Origin of the sequence: Acinetobacter cumulans, from assembly GCF_003024525.3 — a bacterium.
Classification (GTDB): domain Bacteria; phylum Pseudomonadota; class Gammaproteobacteria; order Pseudomonadales; family Moraxellaceae; genus Acinetobacter; species Acinetobacter cumulans.
Map to the genome: position 1 here is coordinate 230395 of NZ_CP035934.2, position 14698 is coordinate 245092.

At 41.9% G+C, this 14698-nt stretch carries 12 protein-coding genes and 1 rRNA gene; 7 read left to right on the plus strand and 6 right to left on the minus strand.

Annotated elements, in window-relative coordinates; translation table 11 throughout:
* Window positions 1-144 precede the first annotated feature (144 nt).
* Together C9E88_RS01050 and C9E88_RS01055 are read right to left on the minus strand one after the other, a co-directional pair.
* A complete protein-coding gene (locus C9E88_RS01050; RefSeq protein WP_106985322.1) occupies window positions 145-687 on the minus strand; it encodes a glutathione peroxidase in 543 nt (180 codons plus the stop codon).
* Between the two features lie 233 nt (window positions 688-920).
* Window positions 921-1685, minus strand: coding sequence for an AraC family transcriptional regulator (locus C9E88_RS01055; protein WP_106985323.1), 765 nt, complete (start codon window positions 1683-1685; stop codon window positions 921-923).
* Window positions 1686-1795: 110 nt separating this feature from the next.
* Between C9E88_RS01055 and C9E88_RS01060 the strand changes: the two genes are divergently transcribed.
* The gene (locus C9E88_RS01060) at window positions 1796-2686 is read left to right on the plus strand and encodes a DMT family transporter (protein ID WP_106985324.1); all 891 of its coding nucleotides are present in this window, start codon (window positions 1796-1798) and stop codon (window positions 2684-2686) included.
* A 423-nt stretch (window positions 2687-3109) separates the two neighbouring features.
* Here C9E88_RS01060 and tsaC read toward each other — a convergent pair whose 3' ends face one another.
* Genes tsaC through C9E88_RS01075 form a run of 3 tightly spaced genes read right to left on the minus strand, consistent with a single transcriptional unit; the run spans window position 3110 to window position 6025 of the window.
* On the minus strand, window positions 3110-3679 hold the full coding sequence (tsaC, locus tag C9E88_RS01065) for an L-threonylcarbamoyladenylate synthase type 1 TsaC (RefSeq protein WP_106985325.1): 570 nt from the start codon (window positions 3677-3679) through the stop codon (window positions 3110-3112).
* Between the two features lie 42 nt (window positions 3680-3721).
* Complete coding sequence (dprA, locus tag C9E88_RS01070; RefSeq protein WP_106985326.1) at window positions 3722-4852, minus strand: DNA-processing protein DprA; 1131 nt, start codon at window positions 4850-4852, stop codon at window positions 3722-3724.
* Window positions 4853-4870: 18 nt separating this feature from the next.
* The gene (locus tag C9E88_RS01075) at window positions 4871-6025 is read right to left on the minus strand and encodes a LysM peptidoglycan-binding domain-containing protein (protein WP_106985327.1); all 1155 of its coding nucleotides are present in this window, start codon (window positions 6023-6025) and stop codon (window positions 4871-4873) included.
* A gap of 119 nt (window positions 6026-6144) precedes the next feature.
* On the opposite strand from C9E88_RS01075, the gene def reads away from it, so the two are divergent.
* The 4 genes from def to C9E88_RS01095 all read left to right on the plus strand — a co-directional run bounded on the left by def (window position 6145) and on the right by C9E88_RS01095 (window position 10699).
* Window positions 6145-6675 (plus strand): peptide deformylase, encoded by a 531-nt coding sequence (gene def, locus C9E88_RS01080; RefSeq protein ID WP_106985328.1) that lies wholly within the window; start codon window positions 6145-6147, stop codon window positions 6673-6675.
* Between the two features lie 89 nt (window positions 6676-6764).
* Complete coding sequence (locus tag C9E88_RS01085; protein ID WP_106985329.1) at window positions 6765-7190, plus strand: DUF2946 family protein; 426 nt, start codon at window positions 6765-6767, stop codon at window positions 7188-7190.
* Window positions 7191-7264: 74 nt separating this feature from the next.
* A complete protein-coding gene (locus tag C9E88_RS01090; RefSeq protein ID WP_106985330.1) occupies window positions 7265-9367 on the plus strand; it encodes a TonB-dependent copper receptor in 2103 nt (700 codons plus the stop codon).
* Between the two features lie 132 nt (window positions 9368-9499).
* On the plus strand, window positions 9500-10699 hold the full coding sequence (locus tag C9E88_RS01095) for a hypothetical protein (protein WP_106985331.1): 1200 nt from the start codon (window positions 9500-9502) through the stop codon (window positions 10697-10699).
* A 45-nt stretch (window positions 10700-10744) separates the two neighbouring features.
* Here C9E88_RS01095 and C9E88_RS01100 read toward each other — a convergent pair whose 3' ends face one another.
* On the minus strand, window positions 10745-11950 hold the full coding sequence (locus tag C9E88_RS01100; RefSeq protein ID WP_106985332.1) for an oxygenase MpaB family protein: 1206 nt from the start codon (window positions 11948-11950) through the stop codon (window positions 10745-10747).
* Window positions 11951-12046: 96 nt separating this feature from the next.
* Here C9E88_RS01100 and C9E88_RS01105 point away from each other — a divergent pair, with 96 nt between their 5' ends.
* Together C9E88_RS01105 and C9E88_RS01110 are read left to right on the plus strand one after the other, a co-directional pair.
* Complete coding sequence (locus C9E88_RS01105; protein WP_106985340.1) at window positions 12047-12658, plus strand: TetR/AcrR family transcriptional regulator; 612 nt, start codon at window positions 12047-12049, stop codon at window positions 12656-12658.
* Window positions 12659-13116: 458 nt separating this feature from the next.
* Window positions 13117-14654 (plus strand): 16S ribosomal RNA (locus C9E88_RS01110).
* The last annotated feature ends 44 nt before the right edge of the window (window positions 14655-14698 follow it).

Genomic DNA, 14698 nt, shown 5'->3' on the forward strand with positions numbered 1-14698 from the left:
TCAATTAAAATAATGGATTAACTATGTGTTTTATCTTCATTTGATAATATTTTTTATTTATTTGGTTATGTTTTTTAATAAAGCCTTATTAGAGTCTTAAATTGATAACTCGAATAAGGCGTTAATGGTGTTGCTACAATAAGCTTATTTTGCCAATTCAGCATTAATGGCATCCACAATACGTGGGTCATCAGCCGTAATATCAGGTGCAAAGCGCGCCACAACTTCACCTTGTTTATTCACAAGGAATTTTTCAAAGTTCCATAGAACTTCAGGTGGCTCATTTGGTGTAAGGCCATAATCCACGAGATCTTTCCACCAAGGCCCTTCACCAATACGTGTTGGAATGGCTTGGGTGAGGGTTTGGTAAAGTGGATGTTTATCTGCACCAGCCACTGAAATTTTAGAAAATAATGGGAAATCTACTTGATAATTGAGTGAGCAGAACTGCTGAATTTCCTCATCTGTACCCGGTTCTTGCGCTAAGAAGTTATTTGCAGGGAAGCCTAAAATTTCTAAACCTTCAGCTTTTTTCGCAGAATACAGTTTTTCTAAGCCTTCATATTGTGGTGTTAAACCACATTTTGAAGCGACGTTGACTAACAATAAAACTTTGCCAGCATATTGATTTAATGTGGTTTCTTGTCCATCAATACGGTTGACTGAAATGTCATATACAGAAGCCATGTAAATTTCCTATTTACTTATAAATGTATCTTCACTGTTTTAGCGGTAAAACGTTTACGGGGCAAGCGCTGTGTTGCTTACTTTGGCTGGTATTTGTCGTTTTCTTTGTATCAATTCAGCATAAGTAATTCAGAATTTCTGCATCAAGCATAAGCTCAGCATTCCGCAGTAGATGAGACGATTCAATTTAAAAGACCTATTAAGAGAGCAAACTATGAGCTTGCGACTTCCTTTTAATCTCTTAATTGTGTTGGGGTTTTACCTGTATAGCGTTTAAAAAATTCGATAAAACTGGAACTATGTTGATAACCGAGAGCAAAACTCAGAGCTTTAATGGATACGCCATGTTTAAGCTGCTGAATGGCATATAACAGTTTTGCACGATTTCGCCATTCACTTAGCCCCATGTGTAATTCATTTTGACTGAGGCGCAGTAATTGCCGTTCACTCAGCTGCGTGGTGGTTAGGCATTGTTGTAAGCTCAGTGGAAAATATTCAGGTGCACTCAGGTGTTGTAAGAGCGGTTGCAAAATAGGGTGATGGCTTTGTGGTAAATAGTGCTGATGTTTGGGTGCTATTTGGAGTTGATCGTAGATTACCCAAAGCAAATGGCGATATACCTTTAAGCTGGCATGATCTTTTGCCTTTAAAGTTTCTTCCACTAAGGCCCTAAAAAACGGGCTTACACTTAAGATTTCAGTATGGGCTGAAATATTGCGACCGAGTTCGGGTGCCAGTCGAATAGCAACATAATGAATGGGTTGTTCATCTATCGCATGTGAATTGTGTTCTGTATACGGGGGAATCCATAAACCATAGCTCGGTGGTGCAAGATGGAGTTGACCTTCGACTTCATATTCAAATAGTCCATTTAAGCAAAAATTAAAATCTCCCCATAAACAGCTATGCGAATAGACCTGATCGTTAGGGCTGTAGCAAGCCGTAAAAATTTCAATGGCTTGTTCAATACATTGGGGGGGATCTACTAAATTTGGCATGTCTGGCTTCAATCGATGTCGGGAGACCAATATCAATGTCTGAAATAAGATATTTAAATTAAAACAGACAGCGTACAGAATATAGACTTTATTAAAATAGAGATAGCATCATGCGAATAGGCAATCCAAGGTTTGCATTTATTTTGCCTTTGATCGCAGTGTTGATTTGGTCGCTCAACATTGTTGTTACTCGCTATGTGGTTGATTTTATTTCTCCCTTAAGTATTAGTTTTTATCGTTGGTTGTTGGCGTTTATTGTGTTAACACCCTTTATGATTTTGCCTGTTTGGCGCCATCGCATACAGCTTTTGCAACTTTGGCCAAAGCTGGCTTTATTGTCTGCATTTGGCATGGTGTTGTATCAGGGCTTGGCGTATAGCGCTGCGCACTATACAACGGCCACCAATATGGGCTTAATTAATGCATTTACACCTGTTTTTACCATTGTGATTGCCATTTTTATTTTAAAAGAATATCCGAGCCCTTTAACTGTATTGGGCTGTGGAATTTCCTTCATGGGGTTGGTGTTGGTGATCACTCAGGGAGAGTTTGCGCGCCTCATTGATTTTGGCCAATATTTTGGTGATTTATTAATGGTGTTGGCTGTCTTTTTATATGCTTTTTATGGGGTATTTCTTAAAAAGTGGTATATTTCACTTCCAGTAATGGTGAGTTTATACATCCAAATTCTTTTTGCATTGATTTATCATCTGCCCTTTGTGTATTGGCAAGGCTTAGATGCGCTAAATGCAAACAATACTGCTTCAGTTTTATACGCAGGTATTTTTCCTTCTATTTTTGCCACCTTACTTTGGATGATGGCGGTACAACGTTTAGGGCCAAACAGCACCAGTATTTTTATGAACTTCATGCCTGTCTTTACTGCGTTGATTGCGTATTTTTGGTTGGGGGAGCAATGGGGGATATATCATACAGTCGGTACTGCTCTGACCATTTTGGGGGTATTACTGGCGCAAAATAGTCGGCTGTGGCGTAGTTAAGTGGATTTTTATGTTTGCTCAAATGAACTAGTTGGTTAAAAAAAGAACAAATAAACTGACTTTTTTTGATTGGATAATGCACTTATATGTGTAAAATTAAGTGTAAAAAATGATTAAATTGATGATTATTTCAATTAAAACACAATCAAAAATAGTGAGATAGTTTTACTAATGGTATGTTTTTTATTAACTAATGATACTTTTTATATTTTTTGTAATAGAAAAAACCTATTTGTTTGGTTGGTGTGTTTGCGACATAATGCCTGCATAGAAAGTCATCAAGCATTGAATTGATTGGTTTTCCCAGAGATTTACGAACCCTCTGGATGTGGTTTACACATCCTTTTTTATGCTCAGTCATCCCTATATGACTGAGCTTTTTTTTATCTGAAATTTACTGAGTCCTTGCAAGAGAACTCAATATTATGCGCGGATGATTTCACCTGTTTGCGCATCAATAATTTTACTTGGTTCACGACTTAAGCCTAAATCACCATTTAAATAATTGGGTGATTGCTGGAAATATGCTGTAGCTTCTTGTAATGAACGAGCAGGGCTTAAACCCGCAGGGTTAGCACTGGTTGAAACAATAAAACCATTAAATGCATTGCAAAGGGCAACACACAGTGGATGGGTCGTCACACGGACTGCTACCTTTGGATGGTCGCCTTTAATCCAGTGTGGAATGTGTTCACCCGCAGGGAGTAACCACGTGGTAGCACGCTCAGTAGGTGCGCGATTACTCCATGAATCAATTACTTGTGTGCGCATTTCAGGAGAGAGAGCCTCTAATAAATGCGCAACTTGATTGACATTTGATGCCAGTAAAATGACACCTTTTTCAATTGGACGTTGTTTTAAACGTAAAATTTCATGAAATGCTGCTTCATTAAAGGGGTCGCAACCTAGGCCCCACACAGCCTCTGTAGGATATGCCAGAACGAGTCCTTGTTTAAGACATGACGCTGCTTCGGCAACAGAGGTAGTAATCATCTGATAAACACCTTTTTAACATGCAAAAGGCTATTGTGAACCTTATTTGCCAGAACGACAACGTAGATAGCGTCCCGCTTGCTGTAAAGCGAAGCCTTGCAGTTCGAGTTCCATCAGTTGTGCTGTGAGCTGTGCGGTATCTTGTTTGAGTATGATTGCTAGTTGGTCAAGGTCTTGACCGACCCAATCTAGTTGATTGTAAATTGGGAGTAAATGCTCAGGAATAGACGGAGCTTGAGACTGTTGTTGTGCGACCAATTGATGATGTTGCCACTGCGTAGGAAGGGCTAAATCTTCAATCACTTGCTGTGGATGGTCTACTAAAATTGCACCTTCCCGAATCAGTTGATGGCAACCTTGGTGGAATTCACTATAAATATGGCCTGGAATAGCAAAAACCAACTTGCCTTGCTCCGCAGCTAATTTTGCCGTAATTAATGACCCACTTTGTTGGGCAGCTTCTGCCACAATTACGCCTAAACTGAGTGCACTGACAATACGGTTTCGCCGTGGAAAATGATGCTGTAGTGGAGGTGTTTGGGGTAAGAACTCTGTAATCACCGCACCACCGTGCTGAATAATGTCTTGTTTTAGGCTTTGGTGTGAAGTTGGGTAGGTTTGATCTAGGCCTGTGCCCATCACAGCGATAGTACGTTGATGTTGTAATCCACCGCGGTGTGCTGCTTCATCAATGCCTTGCGCTAAACCACTATTAATAAAGAAGCCTTGTTCACTTAAATAAAAGGCAAAATCATAGGCAACTTGTCGACCATGCGGGCTGGGTTTACGGCTGCCGACAATGGCAACTTGGGGTTGTAGGAGGGCTTGTGGATTACCCTGACCAAAAAGAACTGGCGGTTTATCGGTATAAGGTAAAAGTTGTTGTGGATAATGCAGGTCGTCTATGCAAACGACAAAATCGCTATGTTGTTGAATTTGGGTGAGGCAGTGTTGAAACTTTTGCTGGCCTTCTGTGAGCTGAAATTCTTTGAGCCGTTGGATATGATTTTTATGTAGGCCTAGGCGTTGCCACTCTGTTACTTCTGAAGCTTGGAAGGCGTGTTTGAGTGTGGGATAGTTCTCGTGAATTTTATAGAAACTGGACAATGAATGCTGAACTAAATACCACAAGGTAATAATGTCAATCTGCGCTTGTGATAGCGGATTCAGCATACGGTGTCCTAGTGTGAATTAATCATCCATTAAAGGTGGTTGGATGCTTGCACCCACTTTAATTGGCAGTTCGCTTTCTAATACATAAGCATAGCTGAGGTTGTCAAAAGTTTTGAACACCATGATTTGTCCGACACGTTGATCTGGCAGTTGAATGCGTTCACGTGTTTTCGGATCATTTACGATATCGCCTTTGTCTTCTACACTGAATACATAGCCAGCTTGTACCCCTTGTGAAGAACCACGATCGATAGTTACAACACTATGAATCGCCGCAGTACCAATTGAACCGAGCACACGAACAATTGAACCACCTGAGGTTACATTATTTGCATGTGTTGGATAGAAAACAGTTGGAAGCATTGGGTCATATTCTGGCAATACACGGTCGCCACGTCGAACTTCTCCTGTATAGGTATCGGTCAGTTCTAGTGTGGTAATGTCATTTTCACCACGAACAGCAATACCTGAAGCAACTTGGTTGATTTCTAGGCCAGCTGTGTATTTTTTACCTTGGTTGTCGGTTAAGACGTATGGTTGACCTTCACGGTATATCGCATAGCGTTGACCTACTTCTAAGCCATGTCCTCGGGCATAAACCGTTTGACCAGCAGCTGCAAGCACACGGTGATCGGCAGCACCGACAATATATGGAGTTTGTTCAAGTGATTCAGGGTTAATGATGCTACTGCGTTCTAACCATTGCTTAATATGTTCCAATGGAATGACAGGAATAGCATTACTTAAAGATTCAACCCGAACCTGAGGCTGTAGTTTTGTACCACCAGTATAACGACGAATAATGCCTTCACAGCCATCACCTTCATCTTTACCAATAATCGGTTTACCATTATAGGTACACATCAGTAGGCGGTCGCCTGGGAAAATCCAGTGTGGATTTTTAACATGCTTGTTGCTTGCCCAGATTTCAGGCCAACGTACTGGGTTTTTTAAGAATTTTTTTGAAATATCCCATAGCGTATCGCCTTTTTTCACCACATAAACATGTGGAGCGCTGGCTTTAAGAGAGGGTGGATTGACATTGCGAGCAGGTGCAGCTTCAACAGTACTGATTGCACCTAAACCTACACCCGCGCAGATTGCGAGAGCAAGCATTTGTTTTTTAAACCCCAAGGCACTAAAAAGTGGCATGCCTTTCAAAACCTTTTTCATTATCATAATTCCTAAAATTATGTATGTAGTTGCGTTATAATAACAATCTTACACACATTTTTTTGATGAAGCATTCCTTCATTTGGTTTTTTGATCAGTGGCATAATTGAGGACGCAGTATGGCCTTATTACCTATTTTAAGTTTCCCGGATCCCCGTCTTCGTACCATTGCAAAACCTGTAGAAGAGGTGACTGATACTATTCGTCAGCTCGCTGCAGATATGTTTGAAACCATGTATGAAGCGCCAGGCATCGGTTTAGCTGCGACACAAGTCGATCAGCATATTCAATTGATCGTCATGGATCTATCTGAACATAAAGATCAACCTATGGTGTTCATTAACCCCAAAATCACACCATTAACTGAAGAAACGCAGCCTTATGAAGAAGGCTGTCTGTCAGTGCCTCAAATATACGATAAAGTTGAGCGTCCGTCACGTGTAAAAATTGATGCAATTAACCTTGAAGGTCAAGCATTTGAAATAGAAGCTGATGGACTTCTCGCTGTTTGTATTCAGCATGAAATGGATCACTTAAATGGCAAGCTATTTGTCGACCATTTGTCGCCATTAAAGCGTCAACGGGCACGTGAAAAAGTGGAAAAGTTAATACGCCAACGCAATCGCGAAAAACAGCCCGTAAAGCGCTAATTGACTTTTGCGGTTTAAGCGTGATGAACATAGCCCAATTTCGATTGGGTTTTGTTATACTCAGCAACGACAAATTTTAGGGTTTGCCATTGTTTTTGCGTAGTGGGTTGCTACTTTCCTTTGTAGCCGTTTTTTTACAGATTGCTGTATTCTTACAGCCTTTGCTTCCGCAGCAATATCAAATTGCGCCGGTCTGTGAAACCATCACGCGTGCACTTTTGTCTCATTCCACTCCTGAATCATCTCATTTAGCACATGGTGCACATCATGCAATGCATGAGCAGTCTGTGCAAAATGCAATGAGCCATGCACATGATCATGATGCTGGCCATCAGTGTCAGTACTGCACGGTCTATGGCAACTTGGTGTTACCGCCTGATCTAGACATTCAAGAAGTCTTAGATCGTGTTCAGGTACGTTTAGTTGCCTTTGTGCGCAGTTTTAGTCATGTCTGGTTTGCGCTACAGCGCCTATTTTTACTCCCTCAGGGGCGAGCCCCGCCACTTTTTGCATAAATCAACGTTTTGAAATTTAAGGGTCTTGACTGGCTCCAGACCTGTTGTATTTATGTTTTAAGTGAGATTTTAAAATGGCTCAGCCTCAATTTTATTTACAGCCTTTAGCCGCTGCGATTGCTGTTGCATGTTCAACTATGACTTGGGCAAATGTGACCGAAGATGCGATGCCACCACAAACGGCAGTGCAAAGTTTAGCGCCTATTGTAGTGACTGCTGCTGGTGGTAATGATGCCAATGGTTTGATCGTCCGTGCAGATCCTAAACAGCCGATTCAACCAATTCCAGCTTCAGATGGTGCAGACTATTTACAGAGTATTGTTGGATTTAGCGCAGTTAAAAATGGCGGTACCAATAGTGATGTCACGTTCCGTGGCATGTTTGGTTCACGGATTAAAATTTTAACTGATGGCACGGAAAACTTAGGCGCATGCCCATATCGAATGGATGCGCCGACGTCTTATATTTCACCAGAAAGTTATGATCGTATTTCAGTGATTAAAGGCCCGCAAACTGTGCAGTATGCCAATACAGGTTCAGCTGCTACGGTTATTTTCGAGCGTCGCCCAGAGCAGCTTGATGCTGAAAAAAATTACCGCGGTCAAGCCAGTGTGCTGATGGGGTCTTTTGGGCGCTTAGATCATAATGTTGAAGCAGCAATTGGGGACGAAAAAAAATATGTGCGCTTAAATGCCAATCGTTCCGTGTCTGATAGCTATAAAGATGGCAATGGTGCGAAAGTCCCTTCAGATTGGGAGCGTTGGAATGCTGATTTGGCGTTGGGCTGGACGCCTGATGAGAATACTTGGGTGGAATTGACTGGAGGTAAGGCTGACGGTGAAGCGGTCTATGCAGGTCGCTCAATGGATGGATCTCAGTTTGCCCGCGAAAGTCTAGGCTTACGTGTAGAAAAGAAAAATGTCACAGATGTGATCAAAAAAATTGAAGCACAAGTGAACTATAGTTTTAATGACCACATCATGGACAACTTTAGTTTACGTACACCGCCTATGGAACATGATATGACGACCCATGTCATGGTGCCGAATCCATCTTCAATGCAAGTGACACGCCGTACTTTAAATGCACGTATGGCTGTTACGCATGAATGGGATAAGTTGCAGTTCATTTCTGGTTTTGATATGCAGCAAAATAAACATGCAGGCGGTATGGTCTCTAACAGCATGAATATGCCAGTAACTGAAGATATGAAATTTCAGTCTTATGGTGGATTTGGTGAGATCAGTTATCCACTGAGTGAAAACAATAAACTGGTATCAGGGCTACGTTTAGATCAGGTAAAAGTCACAGACGAGCGTGCAGCTTCTGCCAACGCTGGACTGAATACAGAACTCTCTGACACCTTGCCAAGCGCATTTATCCGTTTTGAAAACAAACACCCAGATCATGATGATGGTAAAACCTATATTGGTTTAGGCTATGTTGAACGTATGCCTGATTATTGGGAGCTTTTTAGCCCGAAACATGGCAATGCAGGTACAGCAAATACCTTTAATGGCGTGAAGACTGAAAAGACTTTGCAATTGGATGCGGGCTATCAGCATGCGCATGGTGCATTCAGTTCTTGGGTTTCTGCTTATGCAGGCCTGATTAATGATTATATTTTAATGAGCTATCATGATCATTCATCTTCAATGCCAGGCATGAATCACGGTACAGCAAGTAAAACTGCGGGTGCTAAAAATGTCGATGCAACCATTGCAGGCGCAGAAGCAGGGATTGGCTACCAATTTACCGATGCGATTCAGGCAGATATCAGCGCGATGTATGCATGGGGTAAAAACACCACGGATGGAAAACCATTGCCACAGATTGCACCATTGGAAGCACGCGTGAATCTACGTTATGTACAAGAAAAATATACTCTTGGTGCATTATGGCGTGTAGTGAATAGTCAGAACCGTATTAGCCAAGATCAAGGTAATATTGTGGGCTACGACATGCATCAAAGTGCAGGCTTTGGCACATTGGCTTTAAATGGCACCTACCATGTGAAAGAGGGTGTCGATTTGTCTTTGGGTGTCGATAACGTGTTGGATAAAACCTATAAAGAGCACTTGAATAAATCGGGCAGTGCAGGCTTTGGTTTTGCTGAAGAAGAACAGTTTAACAATACAGGCCGGAATTATTGGGCGCGTGTTAGCATGAAATTTTAAGCTTTAATTCTTTCAAAAAAAGCCATTGTTTTCGAACAGTGGCTTTTTTTATGTTGCACGTTTTTAATACAATATGCTGAGGCTGAAAACTAAATAAATACAGATAGATCACTCATATTATTGGATCAATGCATGCTGACAGAAGAATTTAAACAAAAAACACTCGAAGATTTAGAAAAACAGAAATACAGCGCATTTGAAGCTGAAGAGTTGGATGAGACATTTAAAGCAGAAGTCAGGGCATGGTTAAAGACCGAAGGAATTTATCATTTTGATTTTTACCGTCATCGCCGTAATACAACCCGCTATTTTATCGCGTTTCAAGAAGCTGAAATTGCTGAAAAAAGATTCCGTATTTATAGCGAAAATCAAAATTTTGTCGGGAAATTTTTACCATTTGCCTGTGCTCTGATGATTCTGCTATTGACGGTTGTCTTTATGCAGTACGGCTCTAGCAGTCTGCCAGAACGGGGGGTAATTCGAAGCTTAATGAATGCCTCGGTGGTCATTTTGATTCCATTTTTTATCGGTATGCTTTTTGAGTATTTGGCTTCAGTGGGTGAGCCTAATTTGTCTTTTTGGCGTGCCAGTAAGGAGGCTGTAGTTGGTTGTTTGCTTATTTTGGTGGTCAGTATTTTAGTCTTGCGTGAAGGCGTAATTTGTTTGGTGATGCTGGGGCCATTGGCTTTTGCTGCGCTTTTTGCAGGCAGCGGGGTCATGCAGCTGATCTGTGTTTATTTTTGGCAGCCGACAAATAAAATCTATTCATTGTCTATCTTGCCCTTATTACTGTGTTTGTTTTTGCCAGATTTTTCTAAAGATTATTATGGGCAAACCCAGCGTGAAATGATTATTCATGCACCGCAAGAGCAAGTATTTAAAGCCATTAATCAGATCGGGCCCATTCAGGCCAATGAAGTGCCCAACAGTTTCATTTTCAAAATGGGTTTTCCAAAACCAATCTTTGGCATGACTGAACAGCGTGCAGAAGGTATGGTTCGAACCATTCAATGGGAGCGCGGGGTGAAGTTTGAGGAGCGCGTACAAGCGATGCATGCGCCGTATCTGCTGAGCTGGGATTATCACTTCACACCGCACTCATTTCCCAAAGGCTCTATGGATGATCATGTAGAAGTGGGCGGTCAATATTTTGATTTGCTTAAAACAGACTATCAGTTAGAAAAAATCGATGCGCAAACCACCAAACTGGTGCTGACCATCGATTATCGAGTATCTACGGAATTTAACTGGTACAGCAAATTATGGATCAATTATGTTTTGGGTGAGTTCAGTGACGTGGTTATGACCATTCATAAAAACCGTTTGGAATAATTTGAAATGAAAGGTGAGGCGGCAGGCCTCACAGGTCGATGCTTTTTAAGTATGCATACTGGCCAATTGTTTGGCTTTGCTTTGATATAAAGCCAAACCTAGCTTTTGTATGTTCCGGCCTTTGCGCTGTAAAAAATACTCCAATGCAGGAAGATAACGCGCGCCACTATAAAGTGTCAGATTTCGTGCAATTAAATAATAAGCAAACCATGATGCGGATTGCGGTTTTAATCCCAAGCGCTGCATGCGTTTTTTACCAATAAAATATTGAGTCAGCTCAAGGTGCTGTCTATATGCTAACTTTTGCTGAAAAGGCCGTAAATAACGGTACTGACGTTCAAAAGGTTCGTTGGATAGACTTGAGCCGAGGGCATGGCTACTTTGATCTGATTTTGGATGTGCAAATTGCATCCAATATAAAAACCGCCATCCCTCAGGCTCACTCTCCACCAGCCACTGTTCTTCAACGCCCATTAACCAGCCGATATAACGCCAAAAGTGTAGGAAATTTTCAATCTCTTGCTGGCTTGGGAAAATTCCTAAAGCACGAATACCAATTAAAACTACACTGCTAAAAGCCAAATTGGTCATGGCCAAATCAAATTGATTAATTGGCAATCCCCAGGTTTCACTATCCCATTCCTTTTTCTGTTTTAAATGAAAGTGTACAAGGCTATGAATAAAGCGCACGTAAAGGGTTGAAGTAAAGCCAGCATGAAAGCGCATTAAGCCTGTGACTTCTGTAATGTCCATCCACCATTTAGTGGTTTCAGCCAAACGTGTGCCTGCTTGTTTATTTAAAGCGCCAGTCAACATGAGCGGTTGGTTAAAGCCAGGATATAAATAGCCCGCCATGAGGGATAAATCACGTAATACAAAGCCGTTATTAATCCCAAGACGATGGGTAAATTCCACAGCGTGGTTTAAGCGTTGCTCATCCACCCAAAGTGGCCTATTTTCAATATATTCAAAAAAACAGACCAGTTCAGGTTCAGGAGAGCTTAATGCGCTTAGCCCTTGATATAACGCTTGCTCAAAGCGCTTGCGGTTATGTTTTGGGTTTTGCATGACCCAAGCCACGACAGCATCCATTTGTGTATCGCCAGAAACTAATGCTTTATTGAGCATGAGATATTCGGCATAAGATGGTGCAAGTGGCTTTGTGGAAAAATGACTAAGCACCATACTCAAAAGATTGCTTTGTTGCATGTGTTGGAAGGAATGCAGGCGTTTGGGATTTGATCTGGTCATTGTTTATTGACCTGTGTTGTTGTTTAATCAAACTCTAATATGAATATTTATTCGCATTCAATTCGCATTTTAATTTTGCGTATCATGGGTGAAATAATGAGAAAAAAACCACAACAACAACGTGCCAAAATCATCGTCGATCACATTTTACTTGCTGCGCAGCAATGTATTGCAACACACGGAATACTGCAGCTGACAACACCTAAAATTGCAGAACGCTCAGGGGTGGCAGTTGGATCGATCTATCAGTATTTCGAAAATAAAGAGCAAATTGTAGAAGCCCTACTTTTACAAAAGTCAGAAAATCTAGGTTTAGCCTTCAAACAACTGGTGGTTGAAACAGAAGCACAAAGTATTTATGAAATCATCCCAATTTGTATTCAATTTGGTTTTGACACGTTAAAAGCCGATCAAGGCTTTTTAATTGAAGTCCTTAAACAGTGGCATCACTACAGTCAATCCGAGGCTTCAGCTGTGCTGGAAAAGCATTTCTTTGAAGTGGGGATGTACCTGTTTAATCGCTATTATTCACATTGGAATTTTGAAATTTTAAAAAATAAATCCTTTGTGATTATTAATAGTACGCTTTTTACTATTATGCGCTATGTGAGTAATAATAATTTTCTTATTACAGAACAACAGCTTAAGAAGGAATTAACCCTAATGATACTGGCATACTTAGACGTAGAAAGTAGTAATGCAAAATAATTTAAAATAAATAAACCATACATATCAATTGCTTATGTGTTTGCAAGTTTAAATACTAATCACTCAAATAAATAATTTTAAAAATATGCTTGCAACACATCTGAAATGCTGTAGAATGCACATCCATCGGCGGTGATGAAGATTAAAACTTCTGATAAAACAAGGACTTGATTGAAAAGATTAAGTTTGGTTTTAGAAAAAAAGTTTAAAATAATTTGAATTACTTGTTGACACTAAATAAATTTAGTGTAATATAGCCGACCTAGCTTGCTGGTGACGAACCAACAAGAAGATCATTAAGAGATTATGAAGAACAACTTGTGTGGATTTTTACTGGTTGATCAATCGAATATATTTTCATTGATAATTGGTAGAAATTTCTCGAAGTTTATTTGAGCAAATATTTGTCAGTAATTGATGAGCCAAGATTGGTACCCTTTAAAGGTACTATTGATTTTAAACTGAAGAGTTTGATCATGGCTCAGATTGAACGCTGGCGGCAGGCTTAACACATGCAAGTCGAGCGGGAATAGGTAGCTTGCTACCGATTTCTAGCGGCGGACGGGTGAGTAATGCTTAGGAATCTGCCTATTAGTGGGGGACAACATTTCGAAAGGGATGCTAATACCGCATACGCCCTACGGGGGAAAGCAGGGGATCTTCGGACCTTGCGCTAATAGATGAGCCTAAGTCAGATTAGCTAGTTGGTGGGGTAAAGGCCTACCAAGGCGACGATCTGTAGCGGGTCTGAGAGGATGATCCGCCACACTGGGACTGAGACACGGCCCAGACTCCTACGGGAGGCAGCAGTGGGGAATATTGGACAATGGGGGGAACCCTGATCCAGCCATGCCGCGTGTGTGAAGAAGGCCTTTTGGTTGTAAAGCACTTTAAGCGAGGAGGAGGCTACTCTAGTTAATACCTAGGGATAGTGGACGTTACTCGCAGAATAAGCACCGGCTAACTCTGTGCCAGCAGCCGCGGTAATACAGAGGGTGCGAGCGTTAATCGGATTTACTGGGCGTAAAGCGTACGTAGGCGGCTTTTTAAGTCGGATGTGAAATCCCTGAGCTTAACTTAGGAATTGCATTCGATACTGGGAAGCTAGAGTATGGGAGAGGATGGTAGAATTCCAGGTGTAGCGGTGAAATGCGTAGAGATCTGGAGGAATACCGATGGCGAAGGCAGCCATCTGGCCTAATACTGACGCTGAGGTACGAAAGCATGGGGAGCAAACAGGATTAGATACCCTGGTAGTCCATGCCGTAAACGATGTCTACTAGCCGTTGGGGCCTTTGAGGCTTTAGTGGCGCAGCTAACGCGATAAGTAGACCGCCTGGGGAGTACGGTCGCAAGACTAAAACTCAAATGAATTGACGGGGGCCCGCACAAGCGGTGGAGCATGTGGTTTAATTCGATGCAACGCGAAGAACCTTACCTGGTCTTGACATAGTAAGAACTTTCCAGAGATGGATTGGTGCCTTCGGGAACTTACATACAGGTGCTGCATGGCTGTCGTCAGCTCGTGTCGTGAGATGTTGGGTTAAGTCCCGCAACGAGCGCAACCCTTTTCCTTATTTGCCAGCGGTTCGGCCGGGAACTTTAAGGATACTGCCAGTGACAAACTGGAGGAAGGCGGGGACGACGTCAAGTCATCATGGCCCTTACGACCAGGGCTACACACGTGCTACAATGGTCGGTACAAAGGGTTGCTACCTCGCGAGAGGATGCTAATCTCAAAAAGCCGATCGTAGTCCGGATTGGAGTCTGCAACTCGACTCCATGAAGTCGGAATCGCTAGTAATCGCGGATCAGAATGCCGCGGTGAATACGTTCCCGGGCCTTGTACACACCGCCCGTCACACCATGGGAGTTTGTTGCACCAGAAGTAGGTAGTCTAACCGTAAGGAGGACGCTTACCACGGTGTGGCCGACGACTGGGGTGAAGTCGTAACAAGGTAGCCGTAGGGGAACCTGCGGCTGGATCACCTCCTTAACGAAAGATTGGCGACTGGTAAGAATCCACAACAAGTTGTTCTT

Coding starts and splice junctions, on each gene's coding strand:
- C9E88_RS01060 (WP_106985324.1), top strand. CDS start 1,796: ATGCGAATAGGCAATCCAAGGTTTGCATTTATTTTGCCTTTGATCGCA.
- def (WP_106985328.1), top strand. CDS start 6,145: ATGGCCTTATTACCTATTTTAAGTTTCCCGGATCCCCGTCTTCGTACC.
- C9E88_RS01090 (WP_106985330.1), top strand. CDS start 7,265: ATGGCTCAGCCTCAATTTTATTTACAGCCTTTAGCCGCTGCGATTGCT.
- tsaC (WP_106985325.1), bottom strand. CDS start 3,679: ATGATTACTACCTCTGTTGCCGAAGCAGCGTCATGTCTTAAACAAGGA.
- C9E88_RS01050 (WP_106985322.1), bottom strand. CDS start 687: ATGGCTTCTGTATATGACATTTCAGTCAACCGTATTGATGGACAAGAA.
- dprA (WP_106985326.1), bottom strand. CDS start 4,852: ATGCTGAATCCGCTATCACAAGCGCAGATTGACATTATTACCTTGTGG.
- C9E88_RS01100 (WP_106985332.1), bottom strand. CDS start 11,950: ATGACCAGATCAAATCCCAAACGCCTGCATTCCTTCCAACACATGCAA.
- C9E88_RS01075 (WP_106985327.1), bottom strand. CDS start 6,025: ATGAAAAAGGTTTTGAAAGGCATGCCACTTTTTAGTGCCTTGGGGTTT.
- C9E88_RS01055 (WP_106985323.1), bottom strand. CDS start 1,685: ATGCCAAATTTAGTAGATCCCCCCCAATGTATTGAACAAGCCATTGAA.
- C9E88_RS01095 (WP_106985331.1), top strand. CDS start 9,500: ATGCTGACAGAAGAATTTAAACAAAAAACACTCGAAGATTTAGAAAAA.
- C9E88_RS01105 (WP_106985340.1), top strand. CDS start 12,047: ATGAGAAAAAAACCACAACAACAACGTGCCAAAATCATCGTCGATCAC.